We start from the raw sequence: 18949 nt of genomic DNA on the forward strand, positions 1-18949 counted from the left end.
ACTCGACTACCTCGCCGTCCTGACCCACGGTGCGTGGGAGCGGGTTATCCGTCTGAGGATCATGGCGGGTGAGGTCTTGCCCTTCCGCGCTCTCAACGCGCGTGTTCTTGCTCCTCCTGCTTCAGGGCGATTCCGAGAGCGAAGAACGTGGGTGCCCAGTGACCGATGAAGATTCCCCACCGATCAGCTTGAGCACGATCCGAGTTGGTGCGAAGAGAGATCGCCCATGCAGCCAGACTGAGGCCGATCGAAGCGAAGCCGGCGATGTAGGCCGACCCGCTGCGGAATCCCGCGTCACTGAGCGCTTTGACCGGATCGCCCGTCCCGATCGTGTTCGCGCGCTTCTGAGCCTGCCGACCAAATCCGCCCATGGTGTCGTCCCTTCACGTTGGTAACGACGCTCATCGTCTACCGCTTACCGAACGTGCGGCATCGATTGAGGGAGAACTGGCAGACTCGCGATGCTGTCCCCGGTCAGGAGTCCGCTCGCTCACCGCTGCCGCGCGGGTGCCATTCGTCTCTCGACTGTGCGAACGTCCCAGAGCACCAGAGGCAGTGGGGCGGTTGAGGGGCGGCTACACGTTGAAGCGGAACTCCACGACGTCGCCGTCCTGCATCACGTAGTCCTTGCCCTCGATCCGCGCCTTGCCCTTGGCGCGCGCCTCGGCGACCGAGCCCACCTCGATGAGGTCGTCGAACGAGATGACCTCCGCCTTGATGAAGCCCTTCTGGAAGTCGGTGTGGATGACGCCGGCGGCCTGCGGAGCGGTCCAGCCCTTGCCGATCGTCCAGGCCCGCGACTCCTTCGGGCCCGCCGTCAGGTAGGTCTGCAGGCCGAGGGCGCCGAAGCCGACCCGGGCGAGCTGGTCGAGGCCGCTCTCCTCCTGGCCGGTGCTCGCGAGCAGCTCGGCGGCGTCCGCCGGGTCGAGGTCGACGAGCTCCGACTCGAGCTTCGCGTCGAGGAAGACGGCCTCCGCCGGCGCGACGAGGTCGGCGAGCTGCTGCCGCTTCTCCGGGTGGGTGAGGATCGTCTCGTCGACGTTGAAGACGTAGATGAACGGCTTCGCCGTCAGTAGGCCCAGCTCGCGGATCGGCGAGACGTCGACGCCGGACGACGACAGCGTCTTCCCGGCGTTGAGCACCTCCTGCGCCTTCTGGGCGGCGTCGAGGACGGCCGGCTCCAGCTTCTTGCCCCGCACCTCCTTCTCGTAGCGCGGGATGGCACGCTCGAGGGTCTGCAGGTCGGCGAGGATCAGCTCGGTGTTGATCGTCTCCAGGTCGCTCGCCGGGTTCACCGCGCCTTCGACGTGCACCACGTCCGGGTCGTCGAAGCCGCGGACCACCTCGGCGATGGCGTCCGCCTCGCGGATGTTCGCGAGGAACTGGTTGCCGAGGCCCTCGCCCTCGCTCGCGCCGCGCACGATGCCCGCGATGTCGACGAAGGACACGGTGGCCGGGACGGTCCGCTCGCTCGCGAAGAGCTCGGCGAGCTTGTCGAGGCGCGGGTCGGGCAGGCCGACGACGCCGACGTTCGGCTCGATGGTCGCGAACGGGTAGTTCGCCGCGAGCACCTCGTTGCGGGTGAGGGCGTTGAAGAGGGTGGACTTGCCGACGTTGGGCAGGCCGACGATGCCGATGGTGAGAGCCACGGGGTCCAAGGCTACCGTCGCCGCGACGAGTGCCCGTTCCGGTGCCGAGTGGCGGCTGCGGCGGGCACCTCGCGACGGAACGGGCACCCGGCGTGTCGCGGGGGACGGTTCGGCAGTCGGCGGCGGGGCGTCTCTATGGCGTCGGAGGGCGATGGAAGCATCGCGCTCATGCCAGTGGACTTCACCGCGATCGACTTCGAGACCGCCAACAACTCGAGGGCGTCGGCCTGCTCGGTGGGTCTGGTGAAGGTCCGCGACGGCCGCGTCGTCGACAAGGCCTGGTGGTACATCCGCCCGCCGTTCGGCCACGACTGGTTCTCCGAGTGGAACACGCGCATCCACGGCATCGACGAGTCCCACATCGTCGACGCCCTGCTCTGGAGCGACCAGCTCGACGACCTCATCGCCTTCGCCGAGGACGACGTCTTCGTCGCCCACAACGCCGGTTTCGACATGGGCGTCATCACCGGCGCGTGCGAGGCGAGCGGCCTCCCGGCCCCCGACTACGCCTACCTCTGCAGCCTGCAGGTGGCGCGGAAGACCTATCACCTCGACTCGTACAAGCTCCCGGTCGCCGCCATGGCCGCCGGCTTCGAGGACTTCCGCCACCACGACGCGCTCGCCGACGCCGAGGCCTGCGCGGCCATCATCGTCCACGCCGCCAAGCGGCACGACGCCGAGGACCTCGACGGCCTCTCCGCAGCCACCGGCGCCCGGATCCGCCGGATCGGCGCGGGGGCGATGGACGACCGGCCCGCTGTCCTCGTCGGCTGAGTCCGACGGTTCAGCAGGCAGAACCGGTCCTCAGCAGGCACGGCGGCGGCGATTGTTCCTGCTGAACACCGTCGGCGCCTGCTGAACCAGCTCGGCGCTTATCAGCAGCACACCCGGGACCGCACTCGGCAGGACTTTCTGCATTCGGCAGGAGATTCCGGACCGGAAAGTCCTGCCGAATGCAGAAGATCCTGCTGAGGGACGGCCGCCGACCGGTCAGTGCGTGGTCTGCGGGAACCCGAGGTTGATGCCGCCATGGCTGGGGTCGAGCCAGCGGCTCGTGACCGCTTTCTGCCGGGTGAAGAAGTGGAACGCGTCCGGGCCGTAGGCCTTCGTGTCGCCGAACAGCGAGTTCTTCCAGCCGCCGAACGAGTAGTACGACACCGGGACGGGGATCGGCACGTTGATGCCGATCATTCCGACCTCCACCTCGTTCTGGAAGCGGCGGGCCGCTCCCCCGTCGTTGGTGAAGATCGCCGTGCCGTTGCCGTACGGGGAGGAGTTGATGAGGTCGACGCCGTCCTCGTAGGACGCGACCCGGACCACCGAGAGCACGGGCCCGAAGATCTCGTCCGTGTACACGCGGGAGGTGACGGGCACCTTGTCGACGAGGGTGGGGCCGAGCCAGAAGCCGTCCGCCTCCCCGTCCACCTCGACGCCGCGGCCGTCGACGACGACGTCGGCGCCGTCCTCGACCGCGAGGTCGATGTAGGAGCCCACCTTGTCGCGGTGCTCGCCGGTGATGAGCGGACCCATGTCGCAGGATCGGCGGCCGTCGCCCACCTTGAGCCCGGCCATCCGCTCGGTGATCTTCGCGATCAGGTCGTCGGCGACAGGCTCCACCGCGACGACCACGGAGATCGCCATGCAGCGCTCACCCGCTGAGCCGAAGCCGGCGTTGACGGCCGCGTCCGCGGTGAGGTCGAGGTCGGCGTCGGGCAGCACGAGCATGTGGTTCTTGGCGCCGCCGAGCGCCTGCACGCGCTTGCCGTTGCGGGACGCGGTCTCGTAGATGTACTTCGCGATGGGGGTGGAGCCGACGAACGAGATCGACTTCACGTCCGGGTGGTTCAGCAGGCCGTCGACCGCCACCTTGTCGCCGTGCAGCACGTTGAACGCGCCGTCCGGCAGGCCCGCCTCCTTGAGGAGGGCGGCGATCCAGTTCGCGGCGGACGGGTCCTTCTCGCTCGGCTTCAGCACGACCGTGTTGCCGGCGGCGAGCGCGATCGGGAAGAACCACATCGGCACCATCGCCGGGAAGTTGAACGGCGAGATGATGCCGACGACGCCGAGCGGCTGACGCAGGGAGTAGACGTCGACGCCCGTCGACGCGTTCTCGGTGAACTCGCCCTTCAGCAGGTGCGGGAACCCGGTGGCGAACTCGACGACCTCCAGGCCGCGTGCGATCTCGCCGGCGGCGTCGGAGAGCACCTTGCCGTGCTCGGAGGTGAGGATGGCGGCGAGCTCGTCCTTGCGAGCGTTGAGCAGCTCGCGGAACGCGAAGAGCACCTGCGAGCGCTTCGCGATGGAGGTGTCCCGCCAGGCGGGGAACGCGGCCTTCGCCGCGGCGACGGCGGCCTCGATCTCGGCCTCGCCCGCGAGCACGACCTCGTGCTGCTGCACACCGCGGGCGGGGTCGAACACGGGGCCCGTGCGCTCGGTCCCGTTGGGGTGCGCCTTGCCGCCGATCCAGTGCTCGATGAGGGTCATGGCGACACTCTATTGCGGTCCGGAACGGATGCTTCCGGGCAATTCCGGAGGGCGGATCCGGATCTCCGAGCGGGCTCGTTCGCGCGCTCGGCAAGCGAGGACGGGCGCGTCGCCGAGAGCGATGTCGGACCTCCGCGCAACACTGCCGACATGGACCTCGCGCTGTTCCTCCTCCTCGGCCTCCTCGTCGGCGTCGCCCTCGGCATCCCGGCCGGCGTCGCCCTGGTCAAGCGCCGCGGCAGCGCCGGCGCCGTCGCCGTCGACCCGGCGGTCGTCGAGGCACGGCACCAGGCGGCGCTGCTGCAGGTGCGCGCCGAGGAGGCGACCGCGAAGATGACGCTCGAGCGGGAGCTCGCCTCGATCCAGGCCACCGCGGAGGGGCTGCGCTCGCAGGTGGCCGCCCACGAGCTGCGCTTCCGCGATCTGATGGAGCGGCAGGCGTCCGAGCAGGCCGCGCAGAAGCAGCGGGACGCGGTCGAGAGCCGGGTGCTCCAGGCGCTGACGCCGGTGCAGGAGACGCTCCGCACGATGCAGGGCAAGGTCGCCGAGCTCGAGTCGCAGCGGTCGCAGCAGTACGGTGCCATCGCCGAGCAGCTGAGCCAGACGCGGCAGTCCAACGAGCAGATCCGGGCGACGGCGGAGTCGCTCGCGTCCGCCCTGCGCAACAACAGCACCCGCGGCGTGTGGGGCGAGACGCAGCTGCGCAACGTCGTGGAGGCGGCAGGGCTCACGAACCGAGTCGACTTCTCGCTGCAGACGACGATCGCGGGCGAGGCCGGCGCGGGCCGGCCCGACATGGTGGTGCGGCTGCCGGGCGGCAAGTCCATCGCCGTCGACTCGAAGGTGCCCTACTCGAAGTACCTCGACGCGAGCGCGATCCCGGTCACCGCCACCGGCGACGAGGACGGCCGCCGCCGCGCCCTCCTCGCCGAGCACGCCAAGCAGGTGAAGGCGCACATCGACGCCCTGGCGGGCAAGGCGTACTGGACCGGCCTCGACGCGAGCCCCGAGTTCACCATCGCCTTCATCCCCAGCGAGTCCTTGCTAGCCGCGGCCCTCGAGCAGGACCCCGGTCTGCTGGAGTACGCCTTCAACAAGCGCGTGCCGCTCGCCTCGCCCGTCAGCCTCTGGGCGGTGCTCAAGACGGTGGCGTTCACGTGGCAGCAGGACGTGCTGACCGAGGACGCCAAGCGCCTCTTCGACCTCGGCAAGACGCTCTACCAGCGCCTCGCGACGCTGAGCGAGCACGCGGAGGGTCTGCGCAAGTCGATCGAGCGGACGGTGGACAGCTACAACAGGTTCGCGGGCTCGCTCGAGGGGCGTGTCCTCGTGACGGCCCGCGCCCTCGACAAGCTCGACCCGTCGAAGGTCATCCCGACCCCGCAGCACATCGAGTCGACGCCCAAGAAGCTGACCGCGGGCGAGCTGACGGAGGCCCTCCCCGACGAGGACGACACGGTGGCTGAGGACTCGGGGCCGGCGGTCGCGGAACGGGACGCGGCGATCCTCGCGGTGATCGAGCACGAGCTCGAGGCGATCGCCCCGCACGAGCCGGAGCTCATGGACCCGGTCCCCGCTCCCGAAGCCGGACGGAATCCGGAGGAGCAGTCGGCGTAGCCAGCACCATGATCGCCGAAGGGCTCGAATCGTCACGCCAGCCGTAGGCGAGGCGGGGCGGGGATGCCGGTTTTCTTGCGAGTTTCGGCGGCGCAGCCGCCGATGTCTGAGCTGAAAACCGGCATCCCCGCCCCGCCGCCACCGCCGAATCAGAAGACGAGGAGCCCGCCCCCTAGAGCCAACGCTCGGCGAGGTGATCCGCGATCACGCGGCGGATGGTGCCCGACCGGGATCGGAGCACGATCGACTCGGTGCGGATGATCGGACCCTTGCGACGGACGCCCTCGACGAGGCCGCCGTCGGTGACGCCGGTGGCGACGAAGAAGGTGTTGTCGCTGCGGACCAGCTCGTCGGCCTCGTAGACGTGGTCGAACTTGAGGCCGGCGTCGAGGCCCTTCTGCCGCTCCTCGTCGGTCTTCGGGGCGAGGCGGCCCTGGATGTGGCCGCCGAGAGCCTTGATCGCGCAGGCCGTGGCGACGCCCTCCGGGCTGCCGCCGATCCCGACGCACATGTCGATGCGGGTCTCGTACCGCGCGGCGTTGATGCCGCCCGCGACGTCGCCGTCGAGCAGCAGTCGGGTGCCGGCGCCGGCGGCGCGGATCTCCTCGATGAGCTGCGCGTGACGGGGCCGATCGAGCACCGCGATCTGCATCTCGCCGACCGGCTTGCCCTTCGCCTTCGAGAGGGCGCGGATGTTCTCGCCGATCGGCTGGCGGATGTCCACGACGCCCCTGCCCTCCGGCCCGGTGACCAGCTTCTCCATGTAGAAGACGGTGGAGGCGTCGAGCATCGAGCCGCGGTCGGCGACCGCGATCATCGACAAGGCGTTCATCCGCCCGGCCGCCGTGAGCGACGTGCCGTCGATGGGGTCGACGGCGATGTCGCAGGAGGGCCCGTTGCCGGTGCCGACGTGCTCGCCGTTGTAGAGCATCGGCGCGTTGTCCTTCTCGCCCTCGCCGATGACGACGACGCCGTCGAAGTCGACGGTGCCGAGGAACTTGCGCATGGCGTCGACCGCGGCCTTGTCGGCGGCGTTCTTGTCGCCGCGGCCGATGAAGGGGACGGCCCGGATCGCGGCGGCCTCCGTCGCGCGCACCAGCTCCATGGCGAGGTTGCGGTCGGGGCGCTCGTAGACGATCGCGGATTCCTGGTCGGCCATGGCGTCTCCTTCTGGCGGCGGTGCTCGGGCCGAGCCTATCGGCGGGCCCGCCGCCGCCTCCACGGGAGCCGACTCGGAGCGTCTCGCTAGACTGCGGCGAGGATCCGCCCCCGACCGAGGAGAACTCCCGATGCCGATCGCCACCCCGGACCAGTACGCCGAGATGCTCGACCGCGCGAAGAACGAGGGGTTCGCCTATCCGGCGATCAACGTCTCGTCCTCGCAGACCATCAACGCGGTGCTGCAGGGTCTCACCGAGGCCGGCTCGGACGGCATCATCCAGGTCACGACGGGCGGCGCCGACTACTTCGCCGGTCAGACGGTGAAGAACCGCGCGTCCGGCGCGCTCGCGTTCGCCGCGTTCGCGACCGAGGTGGCCAAGAACTACCCCATCACGGTGGCGCTGCACACCGACCACTGCCCGAAGGATGCGCTCGACGGCTTCGTCCGTCCGCTGCTCGCCGCGTCCGAGGACGAGGTGCGGGCCGGCCGCAACCCGATCTTCCAGTCGCACATGTGGGACGGCTCCGCGGTGCCGCTCGACGAGAACCTCGAGGTGGCGCAGGAGCTGCTCGCCCGCACGAAGTCGATCGGCGCGATCCTCGAGATCGAGATCGGCGTCGTCGGCGGCGAGGAGGACGGCGTCAGCCACGAGATCAACGAGCACCTCTACACGACTCTCGGCGACGCGACGCAGACGGTCGAGGCCCTCGGCCTTGGCGAGAACGGCCGCTACATGGCGGCGCTCACCTTCGGCAACGTACACGGCGTCTACAAGCCGGGCAACGTGCGCCTGCGCCCCGAGCTGCTCGGCGAGATCCAGAAGGGCCTGACCGAGAAGTACGGCCGCGGCCCGAAGCCGCTCGACCTCGTGTTCCACGGCGGCTCCGGCTCCACTCAGGAGGAGATCGCGGAGGCCGTGAGCAACGGCGTCATCAAGATGAACATCGACACGGACACGCAGTACGCGTTCACCCGCTCGATCGCCGACACGATGTTCCGCAACTACGACGGCGTGCTCAAGGTCGACGGTGAGGTCGGCAACAAGAAGGTCTACGACCCGCGCTCGTGGGGCAAGACGGCCGAGACGGCCATGTCGAAGCGCGTCGTGGAGGCGACCCGCGAGCTCGGCTCGTACGGCAAGTCCAAGTCCTGATCCGCGCTGGATCTGGACGGGGTGCGACCTCAGCACGAGGGCGCACCCCGTCGCCGTCTGCGCGCTCGGCAGGACTTCCCGCCGTCAGCAGGACGGATGACCCCCAGAATTCCTGCTGAGTGCAGGAAGTCCTGCTGGCGGCCGCCCCGCGAGTCCGAGCGTCACCGCCGATGCACGCACGGAGGCCCGGCGGGCGTCAGGGCGCGGTGCCGCCCTGCTCGAGGTAGGCGGCGAGCGTCGGGTCGCTGAGCATGGCGACCGCGAGCAGCACGATGGTCGCGATCACCGCGAGCACGCCGGCGACGACGGGCACCCAGAACGCGATCCTCCCGGCGCGCAGCCGCGCCACCGAGAGGGCCACGGCGCCGAGCAGCAGCAGGACGTTCACCACGTTGATCCCGACGCCGACGGCGGACGCGAGCGAGTCGGCCGTGAAGTCGCCGAAGCCCTGCAGCGCGTACGCCTCGTCGAGCGTCTCGGGCAGGCGCAGGAACTGCGGGATGCTGCTCAGCACGTTGAGCACGCCGAGCACGAGCAGACCGATCGTGAGCACGCGGTCCCAGGTCGGCCCGCGGCGGCCGGCGGCAGCCGGCGCGGTGTCGGCCACCGGCTCGGGCTGCGGCTCGGCCGCGGCGGGCACCTCCGGCAGCTCCGGCGGGACGGGGGCGTACTCGCCGTAGCGGGGCGCCGGTCCCGAGGTGGGCCGATCGGTCATCGCGTCAGTCCCGACCGCGCCCGCCGAGGGCGCGCGCATCCTGCTTGCCGCTGACGTCGCGGCGCAGCTCCTTGGGCAGGGAGAAGATGAGGTCCTCCTCGGCGGTCTGCACCTGCTGCACCTCGCCGTAGCCGGCGTCGGCGAGATCGGCGAGCAGCTCCTGAACCAGCTCCTCCGGCACGGATGCGCCGCTCGTGACGCCGACGGTGGCGACGCCGTCGAGCCACTCCTGCTTGACCTCGCTCGCGTAGTCCACGCGGTAGGCGGCCTTCGCGCCGTACTCGAGCGCGACCTCGACGAGGCGCACCGAGTTCGACGAGTTCGCGGAGCCGACGACGATCACGAGGTCCGAGTCCCGCGCGACCTTCTTGATCGCGACCTGACGGTTCTGGGTGGCGTAGCAGATGTCGTCGCTCGGCGGATCCTGCAGGTTCGGGAAGCGCTCACGGAGGCGGCGGACCGTCTCCATCGTCTCGTCGACCGACAGCGTGGTCTGCGACAGCCAGACGACCTTGTCGGGGTTCTTCACCTCGATGTTCGGCACATCGTCCGGCGAGTTCACGAGGGTGATGTGCTCCGGCGCCTCGCCCGCGGTGCCCTCGACCTCCTCGTGGCCGGCGTGGCCGATGAGCAGGATCTCGTGGTCCGTCTTCGCGAACCGAACGGCCTCGCGGTGCACCTTCGTGACGAGCGGGCAGGTCGCGTCGATGGCGTGCAGGCCGCGCTGCGCGGCGGACTGCACGACCGCCGGCGAGACGCCGTGCGCGCTGAAGACGACGTGCGCGCCCTCGGGGACCTCGTCGACCTCCTCGACGAAGATCGCGCCCTTCTTCTCCAGCTCGGAGACGACGTGCACGTTGTGCACGATCTGCTTGCGGACGTAGACGGGTGCGCCATAGTGCTCGAGGGCCTTCTCGACCGCGACGACCGCGCGGTCCACCCCGGCGCAGTAGCCGCGGGGGGAGGCGAGGAGCACACGCTTCGACCCGGTGACGGGGGTATCGGTTAGCCTGTTGCGCGCCCGGGGGATACGAGGCATGCCGAGGCCGATGGTGGCGTTGCTCACCCCGGGATTCTAGTTCGGCGCGCGTGCGCGACTGCTGAGAGCGGCGCCACGGGAAGGAATCGATGACCGACGCCCGTCCCACCGCCGACGCTCCGTGGCCGGTGGGCCTGCTCGCCGCGAAGATCGGCGCCTACATCGACCGGCTCGGCACCGCCTGGGTCGAGGGCGAGATCACGCAGTGGAGCATGTCCGGCGGCACGGTCTACGGCAAGCTCAAGGACCTCGAGCAGGACGCGACGATCAGCTTCAGCGTGTGGTCGTCGGTGCGCGGCCGGATCCCGAAGGACCTCAAGCAGGGCGACCGCGTCGTCGCGCTGATCAAGCCGAACTACTGGATCAAGGGCGGCACCCTCACGATGCAGGTGTACGAGATCCGGCACGTCGGCCTCGGCGACCTGCTGGAACGCCTCGAGCGCCTCCGCGCGACGCTCGGCGCCGAGGGCCTCTTCTCCCCCGAGCGGAAGCGGCGGCTGCCCTTCCTGCCCGCGAAGATCGGCCTCGTCACCGGCAAGGACTCGGACGCCGAGAAGGACGTGCTCCGCAACGCGCAGCTGCGCTGGCCGGCGGTGCAGTTCCGGATCGTCCACGCGGCGGTGCAGGGCGACCGCGCCGCGGCGGAGGTGACGGGCGCGATCCGGGCCCTCGACGCGGACCCGGAGGTCGACGTCATCATCGTCGCGCGCGGCGGCGGCGACTTCCAGAACCTGCTCTGCTTCAGCGACGAGAAGCTGATCCGCGCCGTCGCCGCGATCACGACGCCGCTCGTCAGCGCGATCGGGCACGAGGCGGACCGGCCGCTGCTCGACGACGTCGCCGACCTGCGCGCGTCGACGCCGACCGACGCGGCGAAGCGGGTGGTGCCGGACGTGAGCGAGGAGCTGGCCCGCATCGAGCAGGCGCGGGCCCGGATGCGCAGCCGCGTGACGCACACGGTCGCGATCGAGGTGGACCGCATCGCCGCGCTGCGCAGCCGTCCGTCGCTCGCGACGCCCGTGACGATCGTCGATCGCCGCGAGGACGAGCTCGCGCGGTACCTCGCCCGGGGCGGCGAGCTGCTCGACCGCGAGCTGGAGCGGGCCGACACGACGACGCACCATCTGACCGGACGGCTGCGCGCCCTGTCGCCGAAGAGCACCCTCGCGCGCGGCTACGCGATCGCCCTCCGCGAGGACGGACACGTCCTCCGCACGGTCGACGAGGCGCCCGCGGGCACCCTCCTGCGGCTCCGTCTCGCCGACGGGTCGCTGGGAGCCGTGAGCGACGGCCCTGTCAGCGGCCGCGAATAGACTGGACGGCATGCCGGATCAGGCCCTCCCCGTCTCAGAGCTCAGCTACGAGCAGGCTCGCGACGAGCTCATCCGCGTCGTGAACGAGCTCGAGCACGGCGCGGAGACGCTCGAGCGGTCGCTGCAGCTCTGGGAGCGCGGCGAGGAGCTGGCCCGCCGGTGCGAGGAGTGGCTCCTCGACGCCCGCGCCCGTCTCGACGCCGCCCGCGCGGCGCGCCCCACGCAATGAGCCGGAAGCGCCCGCCGGCCATCGTCGCGGAGCTCGGCAGGCCGGAGACCCCCGAGGAGTACGCGGCGCGCAAGGCCGAGGCGAGCCGCCTCCGCCGCTCCCGCCAGACCACGAAGAACCTGTGGCTCTCGATCCTCGCCACGCTGGTCGTCGTGCTCGGCCTCGTGCTCGTCGTCCCCCGCGGCGACATGCGATTCACCCCCGACGTCGACTACGCCGCCGTCGCCGCCGACGCGCAGGGCACGATCGACGTCCCCCTCGCCGTCCCGGAGCTCGGCGACGGCTGGCGCTCGAACTCGGCGGGCACCCGGACCGGCGCCGACAAGGTCCGCTCCTGGTACATCGGCCTGCTGACCCCGGAGAACGACTACCTCGGCTTCAGCCAGGGAATCGACGCGAACGAGACCTGGCTCTCAGCGCTGCTCAACGAGAGCCGCGCCGACGGAACCCAGCGCATCGGCGGATTGGAGTGGACCGTGTACGACAACCGCGAGAGCGGGGCGAAGGGCAACGTGGAGTACGCCCTCGCCGCGACGGCCGACGACAGCATCTACGCGGTGTACGGCACCGCGTCGCCGGCGGAGGCCGAGACGCTCGCCGCCGCGGTCGCCGCCTCGATCGGGTCCGCCTCGTGAGCACGCGCCTCAGTCCCGCGCAGGCGTGGGAGGAGATGGTGCGCGGCAACGAGCGCTTCGTCCGCGGCGTGCCCTCGCATCCCCGTCAGGACGTGGAGCGCCGCACCGAGCTCGCGCACGTGCAGAACCCGTCCGCCGCCCTCCTCGGCTGCAGCGACTCCCGCCTCGCGGCGGAGATCATCTTCGACACGGGGCTCGGCGACCTGTTCGTGGTGCGCAACGCGGGTCAGGTCGTCACCGACTCGTCCGTCGCGTCCCTCGAGTACGCGGTCGCGGTGCTCGGAGTGCCGCTCATCGTGGTGCTCGCCCACGACGAGTGCGGCGCCGTGCGCGCGGCGATCGACTCGCAGGGCGGGGAGGCGCCTCCCCTGCCGCCGCTCATCCGCCGCCTCGTCGAGGGCATCGTGCCCGCGGTGCGCGAGGTCGGCGTCGTCGCCGAGGACGGCACCATCGACCCGAAGGCCGTCGACCCGGCGGAGGTGGGCCGCCGCCATCTCCGCAACACCGTGGCCGAGCTCATGACCCGGTCGGAGCTGATCGCCCAGGCGATCGCCGACGGTAGCCTTGCTGTGGTCGGAGCCCACTACCGCCTCGCGGAGGGCCGCGCCGGCCTCGACCTCGTGATCGGCGAGATCGCACCGACCGTCGCCTGAGTTCTTTTTCCACGCCTACAGAGGGAGCCACACAGTGGTGGACGCCGACTACCGCATCGAGCACGACACGATGGGCGAGGTGCGGGTCCCCGCCCGCGCCCTCTATGCCGCGCAGACCCAGCGGGCGGTCGAGAACTTCCCCATTTCCGGCGATCGCCTCGAGGACGCGCAGATCATCGCGCTCGCCCGCATCAAGCGAGCCGCCGCCCTCGTCAACGGCGAGCTCGGCGTCGTCAAGCCGGACGTCGCTCAGGCCATCGTCAACGCCGCGGACCAGATCATCGCGGGTGAGCACCTCGACCAGTTCCCGATCGACGTCTACCAGACCGGCAGCGGCACCTCGTCGAACATGAACATGAACGAGGTCCTCGCCTCCCTCGCGAGCACGGACCTCGGGTCGAGCGTGCACCCCAACGACCACGTGAACGCGTCCCAGTCGAGCAACGACGTGTTCCCCACCTCGGTGCACGTCGCCGTGACGGAGGCGCTCCTCCGCGAGCTCGTCCCCGCCCTGTCGCACCTCGCCTCCTCCCTCGAGGTGAAGGCGCAGCTGTGGAAGGACGTCGTCAAGTCGGGCCGCACGCACCTGATGGATGCGACGCCGGTCACCTTCGGGCAGGAGTTCGGCGGCTACGCGCGCCAGATCCGCCTGGGCATCGAGCGCGTCAACGCCGCGATCCCCCGTGTGGCCGAGGTTCCGCTCGGCGGCACCGCGACCGGCACGGGCATCAACACGCCGCCCGGGTTCCCGCAGAAGGTCATCGCGATCCTCGCCGAGGACACCGGCCTTCCCATCACCGAGGCTCAGGACCACTTCGAGGCCCAGGGCGCGCGCGACTCGCTCGTGGAGGCATCGGGCGCGCTGCGAGTGCTCGCTGTCAGCCTCACCAAGATCTGCAACGACATCCGCTGGATGGGGTCCGGCCCGAACACCGGGCTCGGCGAGCTGCACATCCCCGACCTGCAGCCCGGGTCGTCGATCATGCCCGGCAAGGTCAACCCGGTCATCCCGGAGGCCGTGCTCATGGTCACCTCGCGCGTCGTCGGCAACGACGCGAGCATCGCGTGGTCGGGCGCCTCCGGCTTCTTCGAGCTCAACGTCGCCATCCCGGTGATGGGCACCGCGCTGCTGGAGTCCATCCGGCTGCTCTCCAGCGCGAGCCGGCTCCTCGCCGACAAGACGATCGACGGCCTCGAGGTGAACGTCGAGCGCGCCCGGGCCCTCGCGGAGTCGTCGCCCTCGATCGTGACGCCGCTCAACCGGGTCATCGGCTACGAGGCGGCGGCGAAGGTCGCCAAGCACGCGGTCGCGAAGGGCCTCACCATCCGCGAGGCGGTCGTCGACCTCGGCTTCGTGGAGCGCGGCGAGGTGACCGAGCAGCAGCTCGACACCGCGCTCGACGTGCTCTCGATGACGCACCCGGGCTAGGCCCGAGTCATGACGGAAGGGGCGGGGATTGCGGTCCCCGCCCCTTCCTCATCGTTCCGCTAGGACTGCGCCTCGTGCTGCGCGACCGGCTGCGCCTGCTGCTCCCCCGACGAGGAGCGGCTCGCCTCGACGCTGCGCTGCCCGGAACCGCCCGCGGCGATCTGGATCTTGCGCGGCTTCACCCGCTCGGCCATCGGGATCACGACGCTCAGCACGCCGTTCTCGTAGTTGGCGCTGATGTGCTCGACGTCGATGCCGTCGCCGAGCGTGAACTGGCGCACGAAGGAGGCGTCCGGCCGCTCGCGGAGCAGCCACTGCACCCCTTCGGCGGCGCCGACCGTGCGCTCCGCGCGCAGCGTCAGCGTCTGCCCGTCCACCGAGATGTCGACCGACCCCGGGTCCACCCCGGGCAGGTCGGCGGTGAGCACGAAGTGGTCCCCCTCGCGGTAGAGGTCGACCGGCATCACAGCGGTGCTCGCACGACGGAGCAGGGAGCCCGTGATGCGGTCCAGCTCCTGGAAGGGATCGAAGAACATCGTCATCGTCATTCTCCTTTCGCATCCAGATGACGGATCCTCAGGTCGATGGGGATGACGCGGGAGCGCGCGCGGTTATTCCCGATTCAGCGATTCTCAGCGAACTCGAAGAAAGCGGCTCAGCCGGCCCCGGTGTGCATCGGCTCGTCCGCCGGAGTGCCGTGCTCGACGGCGACGGACATCGGCACCTCGCGGGCGATGGCGTCGCGCACGGTGGAGTGCATGATCGCCCAGTCGATGACCTCGCGGGTCGCGGCATCGTCCCGGTTCGAGGATGCGTAGCGCACGATGATCGTCATCTCGAGCGGTCCGGCGGGGATCTCCGGGCTCATGCCCAGAGCTCCCCGATCGTCGGACTCGGCCTCGACGAGCACCTCGAGCCCCTCGAGCGACAGCTCCATCTCAGCGGACCGCATCGCGATGAACATGGCGACGCTCGAGGCGAGCGCCGCGCGCAGGTACCACCCGGGCGACGGCACCGAGGCACTGTCGCCGATGCCCGCCACCATGTCCTTCGGGATGCCGCCCGGCCCGGACACGCGGACGAGGAGGTCGCGCTCGATCGTCGCCCGAGCGGGAGTGTCGTGATAGCGGGCGAGCGCCGGGAGGTTGTGAAGGTACTCCCTGGCGCGCTCGACCCCCGCCTTGATGTCCTGCTGGTCCACGGCTGCTCCTTCGCTGCCCCGCAACCAGGGTGATCCTGCGGGGTCGGCACCGCAAGCCCCTCGACGGTCATGCCGACGCGAGCAGGGCGACCCAGAATCCGGCGAGCAGGAACGGGCCGAACGGCAGGCGGGCGCGGCGTCCGGAGCGGGCCAGCACGAGCAGGGCGCCGACCCCGCCCGCGAGGAACGCGACGACGAGGAAGAGGATCACCGAGGCGGCACCGAGGAGGCCCAGCACCACTCCGAGGGCGCCGGCCAGCTTGACGTCCCCGAGCCCCATCCCGCCCGCGACGGCGAGCACGAGGAACAGCGCGAGCACCCCCGCGCCGGCGAGGAGGGCCGGCAGCATCGGCTGTCCTGCGGCTCCGGCGAGCGCGACACCCACGAGGCCCGCAGCGCAAGCGGGCAGGGTGAGCGCGTCCGGCAGGCGATGCTCCGCGACGTCGACGCGGACGAGCTCCGGGGTGACCGCGGCCAGGCAGGCCACGCCGACGAGGGCTGGAACCGGCCCGTGCACGGCGGCGGCGAGCGCGACCAGGGCTGCAGCGGCGGGCGCCTGCCAGACCAGCATCGCCGGCCGCCAGGGCGCTCGGGTGCGCAGTGCGACCGCCCCTGTCCGCAGTCCCGTCATCGACATGCGGGAACCCTAGGGATGGGGAGGCCATCCGACTCCGTCGCTGTCCACAGCGGTGGGGCCCCGGTCCCCTTGCCCGGCCTGCCGCCGCAGGCGCTCCGTCTGCGTTCAGCAGGCACTCCTGGGCTTCAGCAGGCAGAACAAGACCGGTCATGCCTGCTGAAGGGCCTCGGTGCCTGCTGAAGGAGATTCGCGTACCTGCTGAAGGGCCTCGGTCGCTGCTGAAGAGGACCCCGCACCTCCTGACGGATCGCAGCTCCTGCTGGCGCAATCGCCCGCCTGCCGAGGACGCCGACGTTCCTGCCGAAGAGGCATGGCGCCGGGCGGACGACCGCCCGGCGCCATACTCCGGTCAGCGCTCAGGCGAGCTCGTTGGACTCCAGCATCTCGGTGACGAGGGCGGCGATGGCGCTGCGCTCGGATCGGGTGAGCGTCATGTGCCCGAAGAGCGGGTGGCCCTTGAGGGTCTCGATGACACTCGCGACCCCGTCGTGGCGGCCGACGCGCAGGTTGTCGCGCTGGGCGACGTCGTGGGTGAGCACGACACGCGAGTTCTGTCCGACGCGGCTGAGCACCGTGAGCAGGACGTTCCGCTCGAGGGACTGCGCCTCGTCGACGATCACGAAAGCGTCGTGCAGCGAGCGTCCGCGGATGTGGGTGAGCGGCAGCACCTCGAGGATGCCGCGCTCCATCACCTCGTCGAGCACGTTCTGCGAGACGAGCGCGCCGAGGGTGTCGAAGACCGCCTGACCCCAGGGCGACATCTTCTCGCCCTGGTCGCCGGGCAGGAAGCCGAGCTCCTGGCCGCCGACCGCGTACAGCGGCCGGAACACCATGATCTTCTTGTGCTGCTGCTTCTCGAGCACGGCCTCGAGCCCGGCGCACAGCGCGAGCGCCGACTTGCCGGTGCCGGCGCGGCCGCCGAGGGAGACGATGCCGATCGACGGGTCGAGGAGCATGTCGATCGCGAGCCGCTGCTCCGCCGAGCGGCCGTGCAGGCCGAACACCTCGCGGTCGCCGCGGACGAGCCGGAACTCCCCCTTGCCCGTGACCCGGCCGAGGGCGGATCCGCGCTCGGACGAGAGGACGAGCCCGGTGTTGATCGGCAGGTCGCGCACGAGGTCGCTGCGCATCCGCTCGCCGTCGTAGAGGTCGGCCATCTCGCTGCCGCTCAGCGCGACCTCCGCGAGGCCCGTGTAGCTCGGGTCGTGGGCCAGCTCGGCGCGGTACTCCTCCGCCGCGATGCCGATCGACGACGCCTTCACGCGCATCGGCAGGTCCTTCGAGACGACGACGACGTCGAGCCCGTCGTTCTTGAGGTTCAACGCGACCGCGAGGATGCGCGAGTCGTTGTCGCCGAGCTGCAGGCCGGACGGGAGGACCGCCAGGTTCGAGTGGTTGAGCTCCACGCGGAGGCTGCCGCCCTCGTCGCCGATCGGGATGGGGAAGTCGAGGCGCTCGTGCTGCACGCGCAGGTCGTCGAGGTTGCGCAGCGCCTGGCGGGCGAAGTAGCCGATCTCGGGGTCGTTCCGCTTCGCCTCCAGCTCGGTGACGACGATCACCGGGAGGACGACGGCGTGCTCCGCGAAGCGGAACACGGCCTTGGGATCCGAGAGCAGAACCGACGTGTCCAGCACGTAGGTGCGTTCGGCCTGGGCCGCCCGCTCCTCGCTCGACGCGTTCACCGCGGACTGGGGACGGGCGGCTGTGGCCACAGTAACTCCCACCTCGAGCGCGAGCTTCGCGCTCGAATCAGCGACGCGGCCACGGTGGGACGTTAGCGAAACGTACTTATGTGGCCGTTTCGATCAGGTGCCGTACCTGATGCCGTGAACGCTACGCATTGCGCCCGACACGCGCGCGATCGACACACCCCGGGTTCGTTACGGCTGCGTGAACGCGTTCATCGGATGCGCGACGCCGCGGCCCAGCTGGTGAGGGCCCCGCGGAGCATCGAGAGGGTCTCGTCCCCGGTGCCGGCGTGGGCGGCCAGCCGGACCGCACCCTGACGCACGGTGACGGCGACTCCGGCGTTGTGCAGCGACGCGGTCAGCGGGGTGAGGTGCTCGGGGGCGGGCTGGACGACGACGATCCCGGCGCGCTCCCGCTCGTCACGCGGGGACACGACGGGCAGAGCGAACTCGTCGGCGAGCTCGATGATGCGACCGGCCCGCTCGGCGACGGCGGACGCGACGGCCGGGATGCCGGCGGCGGTCAGGTCCTCGACGGCGGCGGAGAGGCGCGCCGCGGCCATCGGATCAGCGCCCGTCATGCGGAAGGCGACCGCGCCGCGCGCGGGCGCCGGCACCTCGTCCCAGGGGATGAGGTCGTCGTCGGCGGTGCCGAGGTAGCCCGAGAAGACGGGGGTGAGGCGGTCGGCGGCGCGGTCGCTCACCGCGAGGTATCCCGTGCTCCAGCCGGCCCGGAGCCACTTCTGCCCGGCGCCGGCGACGATGTCCGCGAGCTCGAGCGGGGCGTCGACCACGCCGAAGCCCTGGATGGCGTCGACGATGAGCAGGCGGTCGCCGATGACCTGGCGGATGCCCTCGAGGTCGGCGACGTAGCCGGTGCGCGAGTCGACGAGGCTCACCGCGACCGCCGCGGTGGTCGAGGTGAGCTGGTCGCGAATCTGCCCCGGCGTCACGCGCCCGTGGTCGGTCTCGAGCCAGAGCGGCGCCGTCACGCTGAGGGTCTGCTCCGCCCGCACGGCCGCGAAGGTCAGACTGGGGAACTCGGCGCGGGACAGCAGGACTCCCCCGGTGACCCCGAACATCGCGTGCATGAGGCCGGTGCTCGTGTTCGGCTGAAGGACGACCTGGTCCGCGCGGAACCCGAGCGCCTCGGCGAGCGCCCCCCGAGCGCGCCCCTCCTGCTCCTGCAGAGCCGACGTCGAGCCGAACCGGGAGCGGGAGACGAGCTCGCGCTGCCAGTCCATCTCGGCGACCACGGCGGCCGACAGCGGCCCGTAGGACGCGTAGTTCAGGTAGCCGGGCTCCTCGACGAAGCCCGCGGTGAAGGAGTCGATCGCGCTCATCC

General features: G+C 70.8%; 19 protein-coding genes. 8 read left to right on the forward strand and 11 right to left on the reverse strand.

What is annotated here, in order from left to right; all coding sequences use genetic code 11:
* Nucleotides 1-92 precede the first annotated feature (92 nt).
* Entirely contained in the window at nucleotides 93-371 is a 279-nt protein-coding gene (locus J3P36_RS07615) for a hypothetical protein (protein ID WP_210506858.1), read from the reverse strand.
* A 204-nt stretch (nucleotides 372-575) separates the two neighbouring features.
* The gene (gene ychF, locus J3P36_RS07620) at nucleotides 576-1649 is read right to left on the reverse strand and encodes a redox-regulated ATPase YchF (RefSeq protein WP_210506860.1); all 1074 of its coding nucleotides are present in this window, start codon (nucleotides 1647-1649) and stop codon (nucleotides 576-578) included.
* 168 nt (nucleotides 1650-1817) lie between these two features.
* Between ychF and J3P36_RS07625 the strand changes: the two genes are divergently transcribed.
* Complete coding sequence (locus J3P36_RS07625; protein WP_210506862.1) at nucleotides 1818-2423, forward strand: 3'-5' exonuclease; 606 nt, start codon at nucleotides 1818-1820, stop codon at nucleotides 2421-2423.
* Between the two features lie 216 nt (nucleotides 2424-2639).
* Here the strand turns inward: J3P36_RS07625 and J3P36_RS07630 are convergent, their stop codons facing one another.
* Complete coding sequence (locus J3P36_RS07630) at nucleotides 2640-4133, reverse strand: CoA-acylating methylmalonate-semialdehyde dehydrogenase (RefSeq protein ID WP_210506864.1); 1494 nt, start codon at nucleotides 4131-4133, stop codon at nucleotides 2640-2642.
* A 150-nt stretch (nucleotides 4134-4283) separates the two neighbouring features.
* On the opposite strand from J3P36_RS07630, the gene rmuC reads away from it, so the two are divergent.
* Nucleotides 4284-5750 (forward strand): DNA recombination protein RmuC, encoded by a 1467-nt coding sequence (gene rmuC / locus J3P36_RS07635; protein ID WP_210506866.1) that lies wholly within the window; start codon nucleotides 4284-4286, stop codon nucleotides 5748-5750.
* Between the two features lie 172 nt (nucleotides 5751-5922).
* Here the strand turns inward: rmuC and glpX are convergent, their stop codons facing one another.
* Nucleotides 5923-6909, reverse strand: coding sequence for a class II fructose-bisphosphatase (glpX, locus tag J3P36_RS07640; RefSeq protein WP_210506868.1), 987 nt, complete (start codon nucleotides 6907-6909; stop codon nucleotides 5923-5925).
* A 130-nt stretch (nucleotides 6910-7039) separates the two neighbouring features.
* Here glpX and fbaA point away from each other — a divergent pair, with 130 nt between their 5' ends.
* Nucleotides 7040-8065: a class II fructose-bisphosphate aldolase gene (gene fbaA, locus J3P36_RS07645; RefSeq protein ID WP_210506870.1), complete on the forward strand. Its 1026-nt coding sequence runs from the start codon at nucleotides 7040-7042 to the stop codon at nucleotides 8063-8065.
* Between the two features lie 196 nt (nucleotides 8066-8261).
* Here the strand turns inward: fbaA and J3P36_RS07650 are convergent, their stop codons facing one another.
* Together J3P36_RS07650 and J3P36_RS07655 are read right to left on the reverse strand one after the other, a co-directional pair.
* On the reverse strand, nucleotides 8262-8780 hold the full coding sequence (locus J3P36_RS07650; RefSeq protein WP_210506872.1) for a DUF6264 family protein: 519 nt from the start codon (nucleotides 8778-8780) through the stop codon (nucleotides 8262-8264).
* 4 nt (nucleotides 8781-8784) lie between these two features.
* Entirely contained in the window at nucleotides 8785-9819 is a 1035-nt protein-coding gene (locus J3P36_RS07655) for a 4-hydroxy-3-methylbut-2-enyl diphosphate reductase (protein ID WP_210507795.1), read from the reverse strand.
* 89 nt (nucleotides 9820-9908) lie between these two features.
* On the opposite strand from J3P36_RS07655, the gene xseA reads away from it, so the two are divergent.
* The 5 genes from xseA to J3P36_RS07680 are packed head-to-tail and all read left to right on the forward strand — an operon-like array spanning nucleotide 9909 to nucleotide 14078.
* Complete coding sequence (gene xseA / locus J3P36_RS07660; RefSeq protein ID WP_210506874.1) at nucleotides 9909-11132, forward strand: exodeoxyribonuclease VII large subunit; 1224 nt, start codon at nucleotides 9909-9911, stop codon at nucleotides 11130-11132.
* Nucleotides 11133-11142: 10 nt separating this feature from the next.
* Nucleotides 11143-11361, forward strand: coding sequence for an exodeoxyribonuclease VII small subunit (locus J3P36_RS07665; RefSeq protein ID WP_210506876.1), 219 nt, complete (start codon nucleotides 11143-11145; stop codon nucleotides 11359-11361).
* Nucleotides 11358-11996 (forward strand): DUF4245 domain-containing protein, encoded by a 639-nt coding sequence (locus J3P36_RS07670; protein ID WP_210506878.1) that lies wholly within the window; start codon nucleotides 11358-11360, stop codon nucleotides 11994-11996. The genes J3P36_RS07665 and J3P36_RS07670 overlap by 4 nt, the downstream gene beginning before the upstream one ends.
* Nucleotides 11997-12031: 35 nt before the next feature.
* A complete protein-coding gene (locus tag J3P36_RS07675) occupies nucleotides 12032-12649 on the forward strand; it encodes a carbonic anhydrase (protein ID WP_210507797.1) in 618 nt (205 codons plus the stop codon).
* A 34-nt stretch (nucleotides 12650-12683) separates the two neighbouring features.
* On the forward strand, nucleotides 12684-14078 hold the full coding sequence (locus J3P36_RS07680; protein WP_210506880.1) for an aspartate ammonia-lyase: 1395 nt from the start codon (nucleotides 12684-12686) through the stop codon (nucleotides 14076-14078).
* Between the two features lie 59 nt (nucleotides 14079-14137).
* Here the strand turns inward: J3P36_RS07680 and J3P36_RS07685 are convergent, their stop codons facing one another.
* The 5 genes from J3P36_RS07685 to J3P36_RS07705 form a co-directional block, all read right to left on the reverse strand.
* The gene (locus tag J3P36_RS07685) at nucleotides 14138-14620 is read right to left on the reverse strand and encodes an Hsp20/alpha crystallin family protein (protein ID WP_210506881.1); all 483 of its coding nucleotides are present in this window, start codon (nucleotides 14618-14620) and stop codon (nucleotides 14138-14140) included.
* Nucleotides 14621-14733: 113 nt separating this feature from the next.
* A complete protein-coding gene (locus tag J3P36_RS16295; protein ID WP_210506883.1) occupies nucleotides 14734-15279 on the reverse strand; it encodes an OsmC family protein in 546 nt (181 codons plus the stop codon).
* Between the two features lie 67 nt (nucleotides 15280-15346).
* Nucleotides 15347-15916 carry an A24 family peptidase gene (locus J3P36_RS07695; RefSeq protein WP_210506885.1) on the reverse strand — a complete coding sequence of 190 codons (570 nt, stop codon included), beginning with the start codon at nucleotides 15914-15916 and terminating at the stop codon, nucleotides 15347-15349.
* Nucleotides 15917-16272: 356 nt separating this feature from the next.
* Nucleotides 16273-17598 carry a PhoH family protein gene (locus J3P36_RS07700; RefSeq protein WP_307807041.1) on the reverse strand — a complete coding sequence of 442 codons (1326 nt, stop codon included), beginning with the start codon at nucleotides 17596-17598 and terminating at the stop codon, nucleotides 16273-16275.
* A gap of 218 nt (nucleotides 17599-17816) precedes the next feature.
* Nucleotides 17817-18947 carry an aminotransferase class V-fold PLP-dependent enzyme gene (locus J3P36_RS07705; protein WP_210506887.1) on the reverse strand — a complete coding sequence of 377 codons (1131 nt, stop codon included), beginning with the start codon at nucleotides 18945-18947 and terminating at the stop codon, nucleotides 17817-17819.
* Between the last annotated feature and the right edge of the window lie 2 nt (nucleotides 18948-18949).

The sequence above is a fragment of the Naasia sp. SYSU D00057 genome (assembly GCF_017916505.1).
In the GTDB taxonomy this organism is placed as follows: domain Bacteria; phylum Actinomycetota; class Actinomycetes; order Actinomycetales; family Microbacteriaceae; genus Naasia.